The organism is Streptomyces sp. NBC_01016, assembly GCF_026341035.1.
Lineage (GTDB): Bacteria > Actinomycetota > Actinomycetes > Streptomycetales > Streptomycetaceae > Streptomyces.
Genome location: NZ_JAPEOQ010000002.1, coordinates 3,315,303 through 3,333,162 on the forward strand (window position 1 = coordinate 3,315,303; position 17,860 = coordinate 3,333,162).

Genomic DNA, 17,860 nt, shown 5'->3' on the forward strand with positions numbered 1-17,860 from the left:
GAGGAAGGCACCGCATGAGATCGGCCATCCGCGCCACCATGACGGCGTTACTGTCCGCCGCAGCCATGGGGCTCACGCTCCTGCCGGCGCCCCGCGCGACCGCCGCCGACACGGCGGTCCTGCACGCCGCGCCCCACGGCTCTGGTACGGCCTGCACCATCACCCGCCCCTGCTCGCTCGACAGTGCCCGTGACGCCGCGCGGGCCCTCGCCGGACGAAGTGTCCGTGTCGAACTGGCCGGTGGCACCTACGCGTTGAGTCACCCGCTCGAACTCGGCGCCAAGGACTCCGGTGTCACCTGGGCCGCCGCGCCCGGTGCCCGGCCCGTGCTCTCCGGAGGGCGCGCGATCACCGACTGGTCCGCCAATGCCGACGGCACCTGGACGGCACCGGTGCCGGACGGTGTCACCCCGCGACAGCTCTTCGTCGACGGCGTACGGGCCGTCCGCGCGCGCGGCGACTCCTGCGCCGCCTCCGTGTGCGACGCCACCAAGACGGGCATGACCGGCGCCTCACGCACCGGCATCGACCGGTGGGAACGGCCCACCGACGCCGAGGCCGTCATCCGGGTGCGCTGGCGCAACTACCACTGCCGGATCGCCTCGGTCAGCGGCGACCTCATGACGTTCGCCCAGCCCTGCTGGACCAACTCCACCTCCGGCACCGACCGCACCGGACCCGCCTGGGACACCACCACCGTCGACTCCAGCCGCTACGCGAAGGTGTCCTACTTCGAGAACGCCCGCGAACTCCTCGACAAGCCGGGCGAGTTCGCGTGGGATTCCGCTGCGCGGACCGTCACGTACCTGCCACGCGAGGGCGAGAATCCGCGCCGATTCCAGGCGATCACCCCCGCCACGGAAGGGCTCGTGAACGTCGACGGCGCCCACGACGTCCGCCTCACCGGCATCGGCTTCGCGTACGCCGCCTACCGGCAGCCCGACACCGACGAGGGCTACGCGGGCACCCAGGCCGGACTGACACTCACCGGAGCCACCGGTCCCGTCGACCACGCCGGCCGTCACTACACCAAGCCCGCGGCCGCGCTCACCGTCCGAGGCGGCCGTGACGTGGTCGTCGACGACGCCGACTTCACCCGGCTCGGCGGCGCCGGAGTCGTCTTCGAGCAGGGCACCCAGGACTCCACCCTCACCCGCTCCCGCTTCACCGACCTGTCCTCCGGCGCCGCCTACATCGGTGACACGGAGCCCCGGCCGACCGCCGAACTCACCGGCGCCCGCAACACGGTGTCGTACAACACCGTCCGGCACACCGGCGTCGAGTACACGGACGCCGTCGGCATCTGGGCGGGCTACGAGGCGGGCACCGTCATCGACCACAACACCCTCGACGACCTGCCCTACTCCGGCATCTCCGTCGGCTGGGGCTGGAACCAGCCCGAGGTCCAGAAGTCCGTCCTGCGCGACAACCGCATCACGAACAACCGGATCACGAACGCCATGCGCGTCTCCTACGACCAGCACGACGGCGGTGCCATCTACACGCAGGGTGCCCAACCCGGGACCGTGATCTCCGGGAACTACCTCAACCGCAGCGCGTACGGGAACACCGAGCGCGACGGCAACGGCATCTACCTCGACGAACAGTCCAGCCACATCACCGTCACCCGCAACGTCCTGACCCGGCTCGGCTACAAGTGGGTCTCCAACTGGGCGGACTACGGCATCGACAACCACGCCACCGGCAACTGGACCGACACCGACGCCCCCGCCCTCGGAGGCACCGGTTCGACCCTGACCGCCAACCACACCAAGCTCGACCGACTGCCCGCCGAGGCGCTGAAGGTGGCCGGGTCGGCCGGCGCGGACCCCCACGGCCGTGTCGAACAGCTCCGCCGCGACCTGGCCCGCACCGGCACCGCCACGCAGTCCTCCACGGACGGCACCGCCACCGCGGCACGCGCGACCGACGGCGACACCTCCACCGACACCCGTACACAGTCAGAGCCGGGCGCCTGGTGGCAGGTCGACCTCGGCGCCGTCCGGCACATCGGCCAGGTCGAGGTCTGGAACGACGCGTCGACGACAACGGCCGACTTCGACGTACAGCTCGCGAGCTCGGCCGACTTCTCCGACGCGACGACCGCACACATCACGGGCAAGGCCCTGCGCCCCACCCTCATCGACACCGACGAGGAGGCACGCTACGTCCGCATCAAACTGAAGGGCACCGGCAGGGTGGGTCTCAGTCACGTGTTGGTGCATCCCTGACGGGGATGCGAACGCGTACGCGGGTGGGCGGTCACGGGCCATGCCCCGCTCACCCGCGGACCCGGAAGCGCTTAGGGTCGACGTATGGATCACGAACCCATGCGCAGTGTCGCCGAGTTCCGCGAGACGTTCGACGGTTCGGCCGCGGCCGAGCGTCCCGAACTGGCGGAACACCGGCGGACGTTGCTCACCGAAGAAGCCCGCGAAGCAGCCGAGGCCCTGACCGACCTCGCGAACGCCCTGCGGGCCGGCGACGATCCGGGCACCACGTACAGGGCATTGGCCAAGGAGCTGGCCGATGTCCTCTACGTCACATACGGCGCCGCCGACGCGCTGGGGATCGACCTGCCGGCGGTCTTCGCCGAGGTCCACCGGTCCAACATGAGCAAGCTCGACGCGGACGGACGGGTCCTGCGCCGGGACGACGGCAAGGTGCTCAAGGGACCCGGGTACCGGCCCCCGGTCCTCGACCACGTCGTCGCATGGCCGCCGGCCGGTTCCTCGGTATGACCGAACAACCCCCGCCCAGCCACTGAACTTCCGCCTCATAGACTGACCCTGTGACGGACAACACCTGCACCCACTGCGGCACCGGCGGCCTGGAAGACGGATTCATCGAGGACGCGGGGGAGCACTCGCGTGGCTACGCGCGTTGGATCGAAGGCGCGCTGGAGAAGGGCCTCTTCGGCGGTGCCAAGCGGCTCGGCCGGCCTCGCCGACGGATCGAGGCGCTGCGCTGCCCTAAGTGCGGGCACCTCGAACTGTTCGCCGTCGACAAGGTGTAGTCCTCAGATCCCGGCGGGCTCCCCGGCACCGCCGCCGAGCTCCCACGACGCGATGTCCTGATAGCGCCTCGGCGCAGGGGCGTTCCCGGGGGTGCTGCCGACCAGGTGGAGGCGGAAGGGGCGCCAGCGGCGGCCGATGAAGGTGTCGAGAGCCTCGGCCGCCTCCGGGACGGACGTGGTGTCGTGGCGGCGGGCGCGCGCCAGCGTCAGGTGGGGGCGCAGTGGACGCTCCGGGAAGTCGACCCCGCAGGCCCTGACCTGTTTCCGGACCGCTTCGGACAGCAGATGCAGACAGTCCAGGTCACCCTCCAGGCCGCTCCACAGGACGCGCGCGTCGAAGTGGCCACCGCCCCGCAGCGCCAGCTCGGGGGAGGGGTGGCCGGCTGCGAGGCCGGCGAGCGGCTGCCGGAGCTGCTGGACGGTTGTCAGGGACTGCTCGCCGAGGAACGCCAGTGTGATGTGCCAGTCCTCGATGCGGTTCTGCCGCAGGCGGGGGTGGGCGGCGTAGACCGGGCGCAGAGCGAGCGCCAGTTCGTCCTTCGCGTCGTCGGGCGGGGCGAGGGCGATGAACGCGCGCAGGGTGGCGGCGGGCTCGGGCGTTTCGGTCACGTGTGCCTTCGTGTCGGTCTCGGTCGATGGTCTGCAGGGCCCGATCGCTCCCGGTCACTCCAGGATCTCGACGTACCCGTCCGCCCCGTGCACACGGATCCGCTGGCCGTCACGGATCAGCCGGGTGGCTCCGTCCACGCCGACGACCGCCGGCAGGCCGTACTCCCTCGCGATCACCGCGCCGTGCGTCATCAGCCCGCCCACCTCCGTGACAAGCCCCGCGACGGCGACGAACAGCGGCGACCAACTCGGATCCGTGTACGCCGTGACCAGGATGTCGCCCGCCTCGAGATCGGCCTCCGCCATGTCGAGGACGACGCGCGCCCGCCCCTCCACCGTCCCGGCGGACACCGGCAGACCGATCAGCGCGCCGTCCGGCACGTCCTCGCGCCGGTACGTTCCGCGGACGGCCTCGCCGTCCGAGGTGAGCACGCGCGGCGGGGTGAGCGACTGGTACGTACGGAAGTCGTCCCTGCGCTCCTGGATGAGCCGGCCGTCCGCCCGGTTCGTGCGCACGACGTCATGGAGTTCCTGGAACGTCAGGTAGTAGATGTCTTCGGTGTCATCGAGCACACCGGCGCGCACCAGGCGCCCCGCCTCCTCCAACAGCGCCCGCTTGTAGATGAAGTAGCGGCGGATGATGCCGTACTTGGGGTACTCGCGGTATCCGATGAAGGTGCGGACGCGCTCGATCATCCGCCGGGTCTCGTCGGCCTTTGCGTCCCCGTCCCCTTCTCCGTCCGCATCCCCATCCGCAGGCAGGGCGCGCAGGCGTGACAGCACGTCCGCTTCCTTCTGGCGTGCCTTCTCAAGACCCTCCTCGAACCGCCGCGCCGCGGCGCCCGGTTCGAAGTTCCGTACGTTGTCGAGGATCACCGGCACGAGTGTGGTGGGGCGTTCGCGCCAGCGCGGCCGCGTGATGTCGATCTCGCCGACGCAGCGCATCCCGTACCGGTCCAGGTAGGCCTCGATGACGGCGCGCGCCTCGGGTCCGCCGGTGCGCTTCGTCAGCTCGTCGAGGAAGGTGTCGTCCGCGAGCTGCCCCGTGTCCTGGAGGAAGGCGAGGACCCCCGGTAGCGGGCGGATCACATCCGCGACGTCGAGCAGGGCGAGGCCCATCTCCGACGTGATGTTGCCGGGGGCGGACAGCGTTAGCGTGTCAGCGGCGTTCTTCTCGCCCAGCCACTCGTACAGCTTGTCGTTGAGCCACCACGTGGCCTCCATGCCCGCCATGATCGCTTGCATGCTCAGCCGGTCACCGAGGGCCCGCTTGTGCTCCTCGAAGGCGTCGAGCAGAAAGTCGAAGAGGGCAGGACCGGTCTTCGACCGGATGTCGCGCTCCAGGGCGGCGATGGACTCCTGGCTGCGCCCGATCAGTGCGGTGACGACGGCCGGGTCGGTCTCGATGGGGGCGGGCGGGCCGCCGCCGGCCGGTGGCGTGGCGGGGGCCGGGTCGGGGAGTGTCGGGACGAAGTCGCCGCGGTCGAGGACGGTTTCGAGGGCGTCCCTGATCAGCGGGTCGCCTCGGCCCACGATGTCGAGGAGGCCCGCGCGGCTCGTGGGCGCGGCCAGGCGCCGGGTGGCGTCGACGAACAGCCGCCCGCCGGCCTCGTGCATCGGCGCCATCGCCGTGTGCTGCCACACGGAGACGCCCAGCGGCCTCATCGCGTCGGTCATCATCTGCTGATGGCCGACGGAGAGATAGACGTGATTGTCCTGGTCATCGCGCTCGGGGACCGGGAACAAAGTAGTGATCGGCCGGCTCTGCACGATCTGGAACTCGGCGTCGGTGCCGGGATCGGTGCCGGGATCGGTGTCGACCAGGCACCATTCGATGTCCTGCGGCCGGCCGAAGTGTGACTCGATACGGCGCCCGAGCCCGACGAGTCGTACGACCTGCGCATCGGTCAGCGCCGGCTGCTCCTGCCGCCGCGCGTCGACCGTCACTTCCTCCGTGCCACCGCCCGGGACCGCGTACACGGCACGCTGCTTGGCGGCGATGGTCCGCTCGACGACCTCGCCGTCCCGCACCCGGAAGACATCCGGGTTCACCAGGCCGGAGACCAGGGCCTCGCCGAGGCCGAAGCCGGCGTCCACGGTGGCCACCTTGCGGTTGCCCGTGACCGGGTCCGCCGTGAACAGGACGCCGGACGATTCCGGGCGGACCATCCGCTGCACGACCACGGCCATGTCGACCGTGCGGTGGTCGATGCCGGCCCGCTGACGGTAGGTCACGGCCCGCTCGGAGAACAGCGAGGCCCAGCACCGGCCGATGTGCTCCAGGATCGCCCCCGACCCGACGATATTCAGGTACGTGTCCTGCTGGCCTGCGAAGGAGGCCGTCGGCAGGTCCTCGGCCGTCGCGCTGGAGCGGACGGCGCAGGCGGCACCCTCACCCAGGTCCGCGAGCGCGCGGCCGATCCCGGCCGCGAGGTCCTCCGGAACACCGACCCCCTCGACGATCCCGCGGAGCTCCGCGCTGAGCGTACGGATCGCCTCCCGGTCGTCCGGATCCGTGCGCGACAGCTGCTCCAGCCGCTCGTCGATCGTCGGCGCGTCCGCCATCACCCGCCGGAACGCACGAGTCGTCACGCAGAAACCGGCCGGAACCCGGACACCCTCGATCCGCGCAAGCCCGCCCAGGTGTGCGCCCTTGCCGCCGACGAGCGCGATGTCCGTCTCGTCGACCTCCTGAAGCCCCATCACATACTGCTCGCTCACTGCGCTGCCTCCCGGGCGGCCGTGCCTGATAGTTGATGGCTCACTACGAATCTATGAATCTACGGATCTGCGGATTGCCGATGGCTGACTACGGATTATGACTCCAACGCTGCTCGCCGCAGATGCTCGGCCAGCGCCTCCGCCGCCGGAGACGCGGCGCCGTCCTGCGCGCCCCAGGCCAGCAGATGACGCCGATGTGCCCACGAGTCCTGCAACTCGCATACGTCGAGGGGGTGTCGGGGGTCGATCGCGCGCCGCGGCACGACGGCGAGCCCGGCGCCCGCGGCGGCCAGGGAGACGAGGACGCTCAGGTCGGCGACGGTGGTGCGGTGGCGCACCACCGGGGCGTTCGGCCCGAGCCGCTTCTCGATCCAGCGGCGCAGCGAGGAGCCGGCGTCGAGGCCGACGAGCGGGTGCTCGGCGACCTCGCTGTACGTCAGTGAGGTCCGCCCGCCGAGGACCCCTCCCGCCTGGCCGATCACGACGAGGGAGTCGTCGCCCAGGGGTTCCATGCGCAGTCCGCTGTCACCGGCCTCGTCGTCGATGACGACCCCCATGTCCGCGTCGCCGTCGGCGAGCCGTCGTATGGTCCGTGGTGTGCGGCTCTCGGACACGGTGACGTCGGTGTCCGGATGGGCGCGCAGGAACGGGACCAGGGCGGCCGGTACGAGCCGGTGCATCGCGGATCCGCCGCCCAGCAGGGTGAGTTGGGCGTTCGGGGACCGGGTGTAGCTCGCGACGGCGCTGTCGAGACGTGCGGTCCTGTCGAGTACGTCGCGTGCGTGGCGGGACAGCGTCGCTCCCGCAGGAGTGGGCCGTACGCCCCGGCGGCCGCGGATCAACAGCGCCACCCCGGCGTGGTGTTCCAGCGAGCGCACCCGGGTGCTGGCCGAGGGCAGGCTCAGGTGCATGCGCCGGGCGCCCGCCGTGATCGAGCCCTCCGTGACGATGTGGAGGAAGAGCCGCAGGTCGTCCAGGTCGTAGCGCACCGGCCCAGGGTAGGGCACCGCGCAAGGAACAGCCTTAGGGACAGCCTTAGGCAGGGAACGTCGATTCCGCATTGTGGCGCCGATCGTCGGCGGGTGATGCTCTGCGGGTGATGGAGCCTTTTCTTGTCCTGTTGGCCGGCGTCGCCGCCGGAGCCCTGAACGCCGTCGGCGGCGGCGGAACCTTTGTGGCGCTGCCCGCACTCGTCGCGGTCGGACTGCCACCGGTGGTCGCGAACGCGGTGTCGCGCGTCGCGCTTGTGCCCGGCGCGGTCACCAGCGCGTGGGTCTACCGGCGCGAACTCGCCCCCGTAGGGCCCACGTCCACCAAGGCGCTGACGGCGACCAGCGTGGCGGGCGGCGCCGTCGGCGCGGGTCTCCTGCTGGTGCTTCCGGCTGCCTCCTTCGAGGCCGCGGTGCCGTGGCTGCTCGCGTTCGCGACGCTGGTCCTGGCCTTCGGACGGCACCTTTCGAGTGCGTTGACCCGTGTGCTGGGGCGCCCGGTCGGCATGAGTGGGCGCGCCGCGCTGGTCGGACAGTTCTTCCTCGGTGTGTACGGCGGTTACTTCGGCGGAGCCGTAGGCATCCTGATGCTGGCGCTGTGGGGCATCGGCTTCGGTCTCGACGCCGCGGCCGGCAACCCGATGCGGGTGACCCAGCTCGCGGCCATGTACCTCAGCGCGACCGTGCTCTTCCTGCTGGCCTCGGACGCGCTGTCCGCTCCGCTGCTCCTCACGGCCATGCTGGTCGGCGCGGTGGCGGGCGGTTTCGCAGGGGCCCACCTGGCGCGCCGCCTCTCTGCCCGGCTGCTGCGGGGCGTCCTGTTGGCGACGGCCGTGACCACGACCGTGCTGTACTTCCTGCGTGGCTGACCACATTTCTTGCGGAGCCGACCAAGCGCGCCGGGGAGCAGCGCGCCGGGGAGCAGCGGGCAGGGGAGCAGCGGGGAGGTGCCTTATGGCGGTCCCGTCCGCGGTTCGATAGAAACGGTAACCATGGAACCCCGCCCCACCGGATACACCCCCGAGGCATACGGCGCGGTCACCGTGCTCGTCGGTGCCCGCAACGGCGCCTACCCGGGCGCCAATTCACTGCTCGTACGCGGCACGAGCGCCTCGCTGGTCGTCGACCCTTCGCTGTCGCTCGTCGATGACGCGCCGCCCGCGGACCTGGTCCTCGTGAGCCACGCCCATGAGGACCACGTCGCCGGCCTCGGAAGCTACGAGGTGCCGGTGCACGTGCACCGCGGCGACCTCGACGCGCTGCGCTCGCGTGCGGCCCTCGTCTCCGCGCTCGGACTGCCCCCGGACACGGTCGACGCCGTCGACGCGGCGATGCGGGACGAGTTCCACGTGGAGGGCCGCCCGGATGCGCAGGCGTTCAAGGACGGCACCGTGTTCGACCTGGGAGGGCGGACGGTGACCGTCGTCCACCTGCCCGGGCACACCGCGGGCCACAGCGGATTCCTGGTCGAACCGGACGGCTTCCTGTTCGTCGCGGACATCGACCTCACCTCTTTCGGCCCGTACTACGGCGACGTGGGCAGCAGCCTCATCGACTTCGAGGCGTCGATGCGGCGGTGTGCGGAGATCGACGCCCGCTGGTACGGCACCGCCCACCAGAAGGGTGTGATCGAGGGAGCGGCCGAGTTCCGCCGCCGGCTCGACGCCTACGCCGGCGTGGTGGAGAAGCGGGACGCCGAACTGTTCGCCTTCCTGAGCGAACCGCACACACCGGACGAGATCGCCGACCACCGGCTGGTGTACCGGCCGCATGTCGAAGGGGCGCACATCCGGCCCGTGGAACTGCGCACGGCGCGGCGGCACTTGGACCGTCTGATGGGGCAGGGGCGGGTCGAGGAAGTGGAGGCCGGGCGCTTCCGCGCCGCGTAGAGACACGGCACGGAGGGGAATTCCCGGCCGGCGCCCACGAACTCAGACCAGCGCCGTGACCAGCACGGCGAACGCGGCGACGATGACGGCGACGCGGACGTAGTGGTAGCGGTCCCAGCGGCTCATCTGCTGCTTCCAGTCCGCGGGCCGGTTCTCGGCGGTCCACGTCTTGCCCTGGTTGTTGATCGGGACGAGCAGCAGGAGCGACATGACGATGCTGACGACGAGCAGTGCGCCGGCTGTGATGAGCAGGCCCGTGCCACCGTCGCCCCACGCGGCGACGGCCCAGATCGCGATGAGGACGAGCGATCCGAAGTACCAGAACGGCATCACGGCGCCGAGCATCCGGCCCCCGTGCGAGCGGGCCTGCTGGTTGGCGTCGTCGGGGAGTCCGCTGAAGATCGGATTCATGACGAAGGCGACGGAGAACTCCACCCCCACCATCACGCCGAGAACCACGGTGGTGAAGACCTCAAGTGCGTCGAGCATGGTGACCCCTCCTGAGCTATCTAGCGGCGCTAGATGATGAGGCAACGCTAGCCCTACTGCCGCTCGATTGTCTAGCGATGCTAGGATCTGCTTATGTCGGTACAGGAACGCAAGGAGCGCGAACGCGCGAGCCGCGAGCGCCTCATCGTGGCGACGGCCCGCGAACTCGCCGAGCAGCAGGGCTGGGACGCGGTCACGACCCGCAAGTTGGCCGAGCGCATCGAGTACAGCCAGCCCGTCCTCTACAGCCACTTCCGGGGCAAGCGCGAGATCATCGGCGCCGTGGCCCTCGACGGTGCCGGCGAGCTGGCCACGGCGCTGCGCGCCGCGACCGCCGCGGTGGAGGGGCCGCGTGCCCGGGTCACCGCCCTCGCCCGCGCCTATCTCGACTTCGCCGAGAAGAACCCCGCGGTCTACGACGCCGTGTTCCGGCTCGACGGGGGCCTGGCGTTCGCGCGCGAGGACACCCCGGAACCGCTGAAGGAGGGCTTCGCCGCGCTGATGGAGACGCTCGGTGAGGTCGCGGGGGACGGGGTCCACCCGGGGCTTTTCACCGAGGTGTTCTGGGCCTCCCTGCACGGCCTCGCGACCCTGTCGAGGGCGGGCCGGCTGCCGCCGGAGTACGTCGAGCAGCGGCTGGAGTTGCTGGTGGATCGGCTGCCCGTGGTGTGAGGCACCCGGGCAGCGGATTCACTTGCGGACGGGCTCACTTGAGGAGTGCAGGACGACGCGGCCGGCCGGTCCACCCTGACAGCTTGCCGAACAACGTGCCCACGGTGTGAAGGCGGCCGGGGAGTCCGGTGCAGTTCGTCAACCCGGTGCCGAGCGGCGGAACATGGCGGATCGCGGCTCGTTACGTCCACTGAGACCGGCTGCGGAACCTGTCGCCTGATGAGCGTACGGGGGAGTGCACACCCCGCGGCCGGCCTCTTCCCCTCCGGCCGGCCCCGCTTCCTCGAACCAGCGGGGCCGGCCGCTCCCTTCACGCCTGGGTGCGACGTCAGGCCCGGCCGTGTGCCAGCAACGCCGTGTGCGGCAGGTGCAGTACGCCGCCCGGTCCGGCGAACTCGGCGGCCAGCGCCTCGAATCGGCCCCTGATCTCGGCGACGACCGCCGGGCTCTGGCTCGTCACCACCTGGCCGATGGTGGCCACCCCGGCGGCCGGTCCGCTCCACCACTCCTCGACCGTGGTGCGGTGGTCCCAGTCCAAGGTGTCGCACACGACATCCGCCAGGCCCGCCTCGCCCAGCAGCGCGGCGAAGCCCTGTCGGGTACGGGCGAAGTCGTCCTCGGGGGCGAGGGCCGGCAGGTGATCCGGACGGGTGGCGCCCGCCGCCCGGACGGCGCGGGTGGCGTGGTTGAGGACGAAGTTGCCGACCGCGGCGTCGAATGCGGCTTCGGTGAAGGGGAGTTGGGGCAGGGTGGCGAGGCGTACGTCTGCTGTGTATGCCGCTGCGGCGGCGCGGGTGACCATGCCCGGTTCGACGTCCACCGCGGACACCTTCGCGCCGTGTTCCCTCCCTGCCGCCCATGCATGGTCCGATTGTGGCTCCGCCCGTTCGTCCGATTCCTCTGAAGCAGTAAGGACGGTTTTCAGCGGGTCAACGGATCGTCGCCCAGCGTGGTCCGAGGGGTCGGAGCCGGGGTGATCGTGCGGTACGCGGCGCGGGCGTGGGTCACGCGGGCCCACAGGGTGCCGACGAGGGTGGCGGTCAGGAGGCAGGTCAGCCAGAGCGTGTCGCGGTGGCCGATCCAGCTGAGGGTGCCCGCGGGCGGTATCGCGAAGCCGTTGAGGAACAGCCAGCACAGCACGGCGGTGCCGGGCGCCGCGGTGAACCTGGCGCAGAAGCCGAGGCCCGCGGCGAGCAGGGCGAGCGCGGTGAGCGCGAGCCACGGGCGGCCCGGTCCGAGGAACGTGTTGATGAGCGCCACGAGCAGCAGAGCGGTGCCGCCGGTCACCGCCCACACCAGCGGCGTGGCGACGGGCCGGGGGACGGGACGCGGTCCGGTGCTCTGGATGGACACCCACTTGATCACGCGCACGCTTCCTTCCGGCCGGGTTCGGACGCCAGGGTTCGTATTCTCTCCCACCGCTCCGCGCGGCCGGAAGTCCCGTCCCGGATGATCGGAATGGTGCGTTCCGTGCTATTTATGCAGGTCGGTTGTGCGTATGTGTCGGCCCTTGCCGTCCGGAATTCGGATGGCCACTGGTCAAGGGGTTTACATGCGCGTAACACTTACCCTGTCCCACGCACGGCAATGGCGCCGAGCGCTCATCGAACGACCGGACCCGAGCGAGCCGCACCCGCAGGGAGATGGCGACTGCCGAGCCCGAAAGGCTTTCAGTGACGACGCGATCCAACACGCAGGACATCCTCGGCAACCTCCTTGCCGAGATCGAAAAGCGAAACCCCGCGCAGCCCGAGTTCCACCAGGCCGTGCACGAGGTCCTCGAGACTCTCGCGCCGGTGCTCCAGGCCCGCCCCGAGTACGCCGAGGCCGCCATTGTGGAGCGGCTGTGCGAGCCCGAGCGGCAGGTCATGTTCCGGGTGCCGTGGCAGGACGACCGCGGCCGGGTCCACGTCAACCGCGGGTTCCGCGTCGAGTTCAACAGTGCGCTCGGCCCGTACAAGGGCGGCCTGCGCTTCCACTCGTCGGTCAACCTCGGTGTCATCAAGTTCCTGGGCTTCGAGCAGATCTTCAAGAACGCGCTGACCGGACTCGGTATCGGTGGCGGCAAGGGCGGCAGCGACTTCGACCCGCACGGGCGCAGCGACGCCGAAGTCATGCGGTTCTGCCAGTCGTTCATGACGGAGCTGTACCGCCACATCGGCGAGCACACCGACGTTCCGGCCGGTGACATCGGCGTGGGCGGCCGCGAGATCGGCTACCTCTTCGGCCAGTACCGGCGCATCACCAACCGCTGGGAGTCGGTCCTCACCGGCAAGGGGCAGGGCTGGGGCGGCTCCCTGATCCGCCCGGAGGCGACCGGCTACGGCAACGTCCTGTTCGCCGAGGCGATGCTGCGCGAGCGCGGCGAGGACTTCGAAGGGCAGACGGTCGTCGTGTCGGGCTCCGGCAACGTCGCCATCTACACCATCGACAAGCTGCACGCCCTCGGTGCGAACCCGGTCACCTGCTCGGACTCCTCCGGGTACGTCGTGGACGAGAAGGGCATCGACCTCGAACTGCTCAAGCAGATCAAGGAGGTTGAGCGGGGCCGTGTCGACGCGTACGCCGAACGCCGCGGCTCCTCCGCCCGGTTCGTGCCCGGCGGACGCGTCTGGGACGTCGCCGGTGACGTGGCGCTGCCGTCGGCCACGCAGAACGAGCTGGACGAGAACGACGCCGCGGCCCTCATCCGCAACGGCGTCAAGGCGGTGTCCGAGGGCGCGAACATGCCGACGACGCCCGAGGCCGTGCACCTGCTCCAGAAGGCGGGCGTCGCCTTCGGCCCCGGCAAGGCGGCCAACGCGGGCGGCGTCGCCGTCAGCGCGCTGGAGATGGCGCAGAACCACGCCCGTACGTCGTGGTCCGCGCAGCGGGTCGAGGACGAGCTGGCGCACATCATGAAGGACATCCACGCCACCTGCCACGAGACCGCCGAGCGCTACGGCGCCCCCGGCGACTACGTGACGGGCGCGAACATCGCGGGCTTCGAACGCGTCGCCGACGCGATGCTGGCGCAGGGCGTCATCTGACCCCGAGCGGCAGTGAGTTGTAGAGGGTGGGGCGGCGCGCGCCGCCCCACCTTCCTTTCCTGCACGGCCAGTTGGTCCGGCACGGCGGTGGCGGACCGGATGCCTCCGGCCTAGCGTGAAGTGCTCCGCCCCGGAACACACGCCAGGGAGGCACCGCATGACCAGTCAGGACCGACAGACCGTGGCCGGCTCGTCGGCCGAGCTCGGCGCCGCCCACGCATCCGCCGCGCTGCTGGAACGGCTGGCCGACAAGCTCGGCGGCCGGGCCTCCGTCGCCGCCGTCTTCGGCGAGCCGGTCTTCCGGGAGGGCATCACCGTCGTCCCGGTCGCCCAGGTCGGCTTCGGTTTCGGTGGCGGCGCCGGGCGTGAGAAGGCGGCGGACAAGGACGGGGAAGGCGGGGGAGGCGGAGGCGGTGCGGGGGCCAAGCCGCTCGGCTTCATCGAGATCAAGGACGGGACCGCCACTTACAAGCCGATCCGTGACCCGTGGGTGGACGTGGCCCTGCCGCTCGCCACGCTGCTGGTCGGCGTCGTCGGGACCAGGGTGCTGCGCGCGGTGGCGAAGTCCCGGTCGGCTCGGCGCGACAAGGCGGAGTGACGTGACGGTCGAAGGGGTCGAGGCGCGGGCCATTCCGGCTCAGCGGCGTGATGATCGCGGTCTGCCCTGGGTCGGGCAGCTCTTCGCGTACTCCAAGGATCCGGTCGCGTTCTACCGGCGGGGCTGGGAGCGGTACGGGCCGGTCGCCCCGTTCCATGTGCTGGGCAAGAACTCGGCGATGCTGCTCGGTCCCGACGCCTGCGGCGAGGCGCTGCTGAACAAGGACAAGGCGTTCGCCAACGAGCCGGCGTGGGCGCAGCTCGTCGGGCCCTTCTTCCATCGCGGGCTGATGCTCATCGACTTCGACGAGCACAAGGCGCACCGCCGGATCATGCAACAGGCCTTCACCCGCGAGCGGTTGGCGGCGTACACCCGGCGCCTCCACCCCGCGATCGAGCACGGCATGGCGGGCTGGGAGGAGAGCGCGGAGTTCCCCTCGTACTGGAAGCTGAAGCAGCTCACGCTTGACATCGCGGCCGACCTCTTCATGGGTGGCGCGAAGGACACGGGCCAGGCCGAGATGGACCGGGTCAACAAGGCGTTCATCGCCTGCGTCCAGGCCGCCGCGGGCGTCGTACGCGCCGATGTGCCGTTCACCCGGTGGGGCAAGGCGTACCGCGGACGCAAGGTGCTCGAGGGGTTCCTGCGCCACTACCTCCCGGCGAAGCGCGCCGAGCAGACCGACGACATCTTCTCGGTCCTCTGCCATATCGAGACGGAGGACGGCGAGCGGTTCACCGACGACGACGTCGTCAACCACATGATCTTCCTCATGATGGCGGCGCACGACACCTCGACCGTCACCACCTCCACGATCCTGCAACACCTCGGCCAGCACCCCGACTGGCAGGAACGCTGCCGCGCGGAGGCGCTCGCGCTGGGCCCCGCGCCGTCGATGGCCGAGCTCGAGGGCATGGAGTCGATGGACCTGGTGATGCGCGAGGCGCTGCGGCTGCGGGCGCCGGTCCCGACGCTGGTGCGGTACGCGGTCAAGGACACGACGATCCAGGGCGTGCGCATCCCCGCCGGGACGGACGTCCTCGTGGGCGTCCAGTTCAGCCACCTCATGGACGAGTACTGGACGAACCCCACGGGGTTGGACCCGGACCGCTTCGGCCCCGACCGCCGGGAGGACCGCTCGCACCGGTACGCCTGGGAGCCCTTCGGCGGCGGCGTGCACAAGTGCATCGGCCTGTACTTCGCCGGCCTGGAGATCAAGGCGATCATGCACCGCATGCTGCGCGCCCACCGCTGGACGGTCGACCCCGCCTACGAGCCGCCGATGGACTACCACTCCCTGCCGTTCCCCAAGGACGGCCTGCCGATCGCATTGACCGGACGCTAACCCGTCCGGTTACCTCCCTGTTGTCTGTAAAGTTCCTTTAGGGACTTTCGGTCCTTACAAAGGCCATATGTGATCCCCGACGATTGTCCCTGGAGGACCACGCGGAAGGGGGAAACCCAGGGAGGTCAGTACATGGTCGGCACCGGTGCGCCCGGCGGCGGCGCGAGAGCGGCTGCCAGGTATGCGGCGGACGGCACACGGAGCCCGACACGTGTGGTCGGGCTGCTGCTCGCCGCAGTGGCGGCCCTGTATGTGGTGGCGCCCGCGGTGCACTCGGCGGCCGTCCCTCTGGTCCACGCCGAGCTCGGCCTCGGCACGGGCCACGAGGTCGTCGCCCGCGTCGTGGGCTCGTCCCTGGCACTGCTCACCCTGGTCGTCGCGGGACGGGCCGGCGACCTGCGGGGCCGACGCTCCGTACTGATCCTGGCCCTGGCGGGGCTCGCCGCCGGCTGCGCGCTGCTCGCCGTCGCCTTCGACGGCTGGTCCTACGTGTTCGGGCGGATCGTCGTCGCCGTGGCTCTGGCCGCGGTCTTCGTCAGCTGCCTCGCCTTTCTGCCGACCGTGTTCCTGCCCGGCCGGATGCGCAAGGTGATGGGCGGCTGGCTGGCCGCGATGTCCGTGGGCTTCGTGCTCGCCGTGAACCTGGCGCCGCGGGCGGCGTCCACCACCGGGTGGCGCGTCGCCATGGCCACGATGACCGTCGCGGCCATCGCGGCGCTCTTACTGGTGCACCGCTACGTACCCGAACCCTCCGCGGCGACCCGGCATCCGATGCCGGACCGGCCGCGTGCCGCCTGCCTGATCGCCTTCGGCGTCCTCGCCCCCGCGGCGCTGCAGCTCGCCCCCGTGTGGGGGTGGGCGGACCCGCGCGTGGGCCTGCTGCTGCTCGCCGCCACGGTCGGCCTCGTCCTCGCGCGGCTGCGCTGCCCCGGCCTGTCGGTGGCGTCCCGCGGGCGCCCGGCGCTGATGCCGGGAGCGCTGCGGGCGGGCGCGCTGATCGCGGGCCTCGCGCTCGGCTTCACCCAGGTCGTGCTCGCCATGGCCCTCCCGTCGCTCGCGGCCGAGAGGGGTGGCGGTCCGGGGTCCGCGGCGTTCGTCATCTCGGCCTTCGGCGTCGGCGGCGCGGCGAGCTGTCTGCTGGTGCGGCGCCGCGCGATCGAACCGGTGACGGGGTCCTCACTCGGTCTGCCGCTCGCCGCGCTCGGCCTGGTCCTGCTGCACGCCGGACTGAACGTGCACGCCTACCCGGTGGCGGGCGACTTCGCCGTCGTGGCGCTGATCGGATTCGGCGTCATGCTGGCCGCCGCACCGCAGATGGCGCGCTACCTCGCCGCCCTTCCCCGTACCTACCTCGGCACCAGCGCGGCCCTGCTGCCCGGCGCCATCCTCCTGGGCACCGCCGCCGCACAGTCCCTGCCCTACACGTCCGCCATCGACAGCGCCCCGCTGCCCTCCGAGGCGCGCCAGCTGCTGCGCGTCGGCACGATCGTGCTCGCCGTGGCCGCGCTGCTGCTCGGCCGTGTCGCGGTCTCCGTGGCGGTGGCCTGCGCCGCGGGACTGCAGTATCTGCTGACGCGTACGGGCATCGGCGACGCCGGCACCCTGATCGTCGCGCTCGCCTTCGGGGCCGCCGCCGGCGCCGTCGTCTGGTCACGGCGGGAGCAGCGCGACCGGCTGACCCGGATGAGCCAGACCGCGAGCACCCTGCAGCACGCCGTGCTGCACCCCATACCCGAGGACCTGGGCCGGCTGCACCTCGCGAGCCTGTACCGGCCCGCCACCGCGGACACCGGCATAGGCGGCGACTTCATCGAGGCCCTGCACACCCCGTTCGGCACCCGCATCCTGATCGGCGACGTACGCGGCAAGGGGCTGCAGGCGGTGCAGACCGTCACCGACCTGCTGGGCTGTTTCCGCAGCCAGGCGTTCGAGACGGAGGAGCTCGGGGAGCTCGCCGCGCGCCTCGACCGGCAGGTGCTGCGCGCCGCCGCCACGCGCGGGGACGAGGAGCTGTTCGCGACGGCGCTGCTGCTGCAGCACGACGGCCCGGGGCAGAACGCCTGCGACCTGCACGTCGTCAACTGCGGCCACCTCACCCCGCTGGAGGTCACCCCCGCAGGCGTCACGGAGTTCGACGTCCCGACCCTGCTGCCCCTGGGCTTCGGCACACTCGGCTCCGGCGCCCCGCTCACCCCGCACACGGTGCGCCTGGGTGCCGGCGCGACGCTCGTGGCCCACACCGACGGTCTGAGCGAGGCCCGGAACCCGACCGGCGAGTTCTACCCCCTCACCGAGGGCCTGACCCGGGCGCCGTACGGCACCCCCGAGCACCTCGTCTGCCACCTCGACGCCGGCGTACGCGACTGGACGCACCACCTGGCCGACGACATCGCGATCATTGCTCTGCGCCCGGCGGAGACGTCCCTTGCCACAGCGGAACTGGGCGCCCCACGGAACGGGGAGACGCGGGACCCCGCAGGGCGGTTCAACGGGACGGTGTGAC

At 71.2% G+C, this 17,860-nt stretch carries 16 protein-coding genes; 10 read left to right on the forward strand and 6 right to left on the reverse strand.

Features of this window, described 5'->3' with window-relative positions; translation table 11 throughout:
• The first annotated feature begins 14 nt into the window (after window positions 1–14).
• The 3 genes from OG746_RS41815 to OG746_RS41825 all read left to right on the forward strand — a co-directional run bounded on the left by OG746_RS41815 (window position 15) and on the right by OG746_RS41825 (window position 3,016).
• Window positions 15–2,231 carry a galactose-binding domain-containing protein gene (locus tag OG746_RS41815; RefSeq protein ID WP_266724321.1) on the forward strand — a complete coding sequence of 739 codons (2,217 nt, stop codon included), beginning with the start codon at window positions 15–17 and terminating at the stop codon, window positions 2,229–2,231.
• Between the two features lie 84 nt (window positions 2,232–2,315).
• Window positions 2,316–2,741, forward strand: coding sequence for a pyrophosphohydrolase domain-containing protein (locus tag OG746_RS41820; RefSeq protein ID WP_524540530.1), 426 nt, complete (start codon window positions 2,316–2,318; stop codon window positions 2,739–2,741).
• 50 nt (window positions 2,742–2,791) lie between these two features.
• Entirely contained in the window at window positions 2,792–3,016 is a 225-nt protein-coding gene (locus tag OG746_RS41825; RefSeq protein ID WP_266724322.1) for a hypothetical protein, read from the forward strand.
• Between the two features lie 3 nt (window positions 3,017–3,019).
• Here the strand turns inward: OG746_RS41825 and thpR are convergent, their stop codons facing one another.
• The 3 genes from thpR to OG746_RS41840 all read right to left on the reverse strand — a co-directional run bounded on the left by thpR (window position 3,020) and on the right by OG746_RS41840 (window position 7,335).
• Window positions 3,020–3,625: an RNA 2',3'-cyclic phosphodiesterase gene (gene thpR / locus OG746_RS41830; protein ID WP_266724324.1), complete on the reverse strand. Its 606-nt coding sequence runs from the start codon at window positions 3,623–3,625 to the stop codon at window positions 3,020–3,022.
• Window positions 3,626–3,679: 54 nt separating this feature from the next.
• A complete protein-coding gene (gene rph, locus OG746_RS41835) occupies window positions 3,680–6,346 on the reverse strand; it encodes a rifamycin-inactivating phosphotransferase (RefSeq protein WP_266724326.1) in 2,667 nt (888 codons plus the stop codon).
• 95 nt (window positions 6,347–6,441) lie between these two features.
• Window positions 6,442–7,335, reverse strand: a complete 894-nt coding sequence (locus tag OG746_RS41840; RefSeq protein WP_266724328.1) for a LysR family transcriptional regulator — start codon at window positions 7,333–7,335, stop codon at window positions 6,442–6,444.
• 110 nt (window positions 7,336–7,445) lie between these two features.
• Here OG746_RS41840 and OG746_RS41845 point away from each other — a divergent pair, with 110 nt between their 5' ends.
• On the forward strand, window positions 7,446–8,204 hold the full coding sequence (locus OG746_RS41845; protein ID WP_524540531.1) for a sulfite exporter TauE/SafE family protein: 759 nt from the start codon (window positions 7,446–7,448) through the stop codon (window positions 8,202–8,204).
• Window positions 8,205–8,327: 123 nt separating this feature from the next.
• Window positions 8,328–9,224, forward strand: a complete 897-nt coding sequence (locus OG746_RS41850; RefSeq protein ID WP_266724332.1) for an MBL fold metallo-hydrolase — start codon at window positions 8,328–8,330, stop codon at window positions 9,222–9,224.
• A 42-nt stretch (window positions 9,225–9,266) separates the two neighbouring features.
• Here the strand turns inward: OG746_RS41850 and OG746_RS41855 are convergent, their stop codons facing one another.
• Entirely contained in the window at window positions 9,267–9,713 is a 447-nt protein-coding gene (locus OG746_RS41855; RefSeq protein WP_266724334.1) for an anthrone oxygenase family protein, read from the reverse strand.
• Between the two features lie 93 nt (window positions 9,714–9,806).
• Here OG746_RS41855 and OG746_RS41860 point away from each other — a divergent pair, with 93 nt between their 5' ends.
• Window positions 9,807–10,385, forward strand: coding sequence for a TetR/AcrR family transcriptional regulator (locus OG746_RS41860; RefSeq protein ID WP_266724336.1), 579 nt, complete (start codon window positions 9,807–9,809; stop codon window positions 10,383–10,385).
• Between the two features lie 328 nt (window positions 10,386–10,713).
• Here OG746_RS41860 and OG746_RS41865 read toward each other — a convergent pair whose 3' ends face one another.
• On the reverse strand, window positions 10,714–11,403 hold the full coding sequence (locus OG746_RS41865) for a methyltransferase domain-containing protein (RefSeq protein WP_524540532.1): 690 nt from the start codon (window positions 11,401–11,403) through the stop codon (window positions 10,714–10,716).
• Entirely contained in the window at window positions 11,307–11,750 is a 444-nt protein-coding gene (locus OG746_RS41870) for a hypothetical protein (RefSeq protein WP_266724338.1), read from the reverse strand. Before OG746_RS41870 ends, OG746_RS41865 begins: the two co-directional genes overlap by 97 nt.
• A gap of 308 nt (window positions 11,751–12,058) precedes the next feature.
• On the opposite strand from OG746_RS41870, the gene gdhA reads away from it, so the two are divergent.
• The 4 genes from gdhA (at window position 12,059) to OG746_RS41890 (ending at window position 17,859) form a co-directional block, all read left to right on the forward strand.
• Window positions 12,059–13,414, forward strand: a complete 1,356-nt coding sequence (gdhA, locus tag OG746_RS41875) for an NADP-specific glutamate dehydrogenase (RefSeq protein WP_266724340.1) — start codon at window positions 12,059–12,061, stop codon at window positions 13,412–13,414.
• A gap of 157 nt (window positions 13,415–13,571) precedes the next feature.
• Window positions 13,572–14,012, forward strand: a complete 441-nt coding sequence (locus OG746_RS41880; RefSeq protein WP_266724341.1) for a spore germination protein GerW family protein — start codon at window positions 13,572–13,574, stop codon at window positions 14,010–14,012.
• A gap of 1 nt (window position 14,013) precedes the next feature.
• Entirely contained in the window at window positions 14,014–15,357 is a 1,344-nt protein-coding gene (locus OG746_RS41885; RefSeq protein ID WP_266724342.1) for a cytochrome P450, read from the forward strand.
• Between the two features lie 132 nt (window positions 15,358–15,489).
• Entirely contained in the window at window positions 15,490–17,859 is a 2,370-nt protein-coding gene (locus tag OG746_RS41890) for a SpoIIE family protein phosphatase (RefSeq protein ID WP_266724344.1), read from the forward strand.
• Window position 17,860 lies beyond the last annotated feature (1 nt).

Bases quoted from the DNA above. Each gene is read 5' to 3' on its own strand.
- OG746_RS41815 (WP_266724321.1), top strand. From the start codon at position 15: ATGAGATCGGCCATCCGCGCCACCATGACGGCGTTACTGTCCGCCGCA.
- OG746_RS41820 (WP_524540530.1), top strand. From the start codon at position 2,316: ATGGATCACGAACCCATGCGCAGTGTCGCCGAGTTCCGCGAGACGTTC.
- OG746_RS41845 (WP_524540531.1), top strand. From the start codon at position 7,446: ATGGAGCCTTTTCTTGTCCTGTTGGCCGGCGTCGCCGCCGGAGCCCTG.
- OG746_RS41850 (WP_266724332.1), top strand. From the start codon at position 8,328: ATGGAACCCCGCCCCACCGGATACACCCCCGAGGCATACGGCGCGGTC.
- OG746_RS41855 (WP_266724334.1), bottom strand. From the start codon at position 9,713: ATGCTCGACGCACTTGAGGTCTTCACCACCGTGGTTCTCGGCGTGATG.
- OG746_RS41860 (WP_266724336.1), top strand. From the start codon at position 9,807: ATGTCGGTACAGGAACGCAAGGAGCGCGAACGCGCGAGCCGCGAGCGC.
- OG746_RS41880 (WP_266724341.1), top strand. From the start codon at position 13,572: ATGACCAGTCAGGACCGACAGACCGTGGCCGGCTCGTCGGCCGAGCTC.
- OG746_RS41890 (WP_266724344.1), top strand. From the start codon at position 15,490: ATGGTCGGCACCGGTGCGCCCGGCGGCGGCGCGAGAGCGGCTGCCAGG.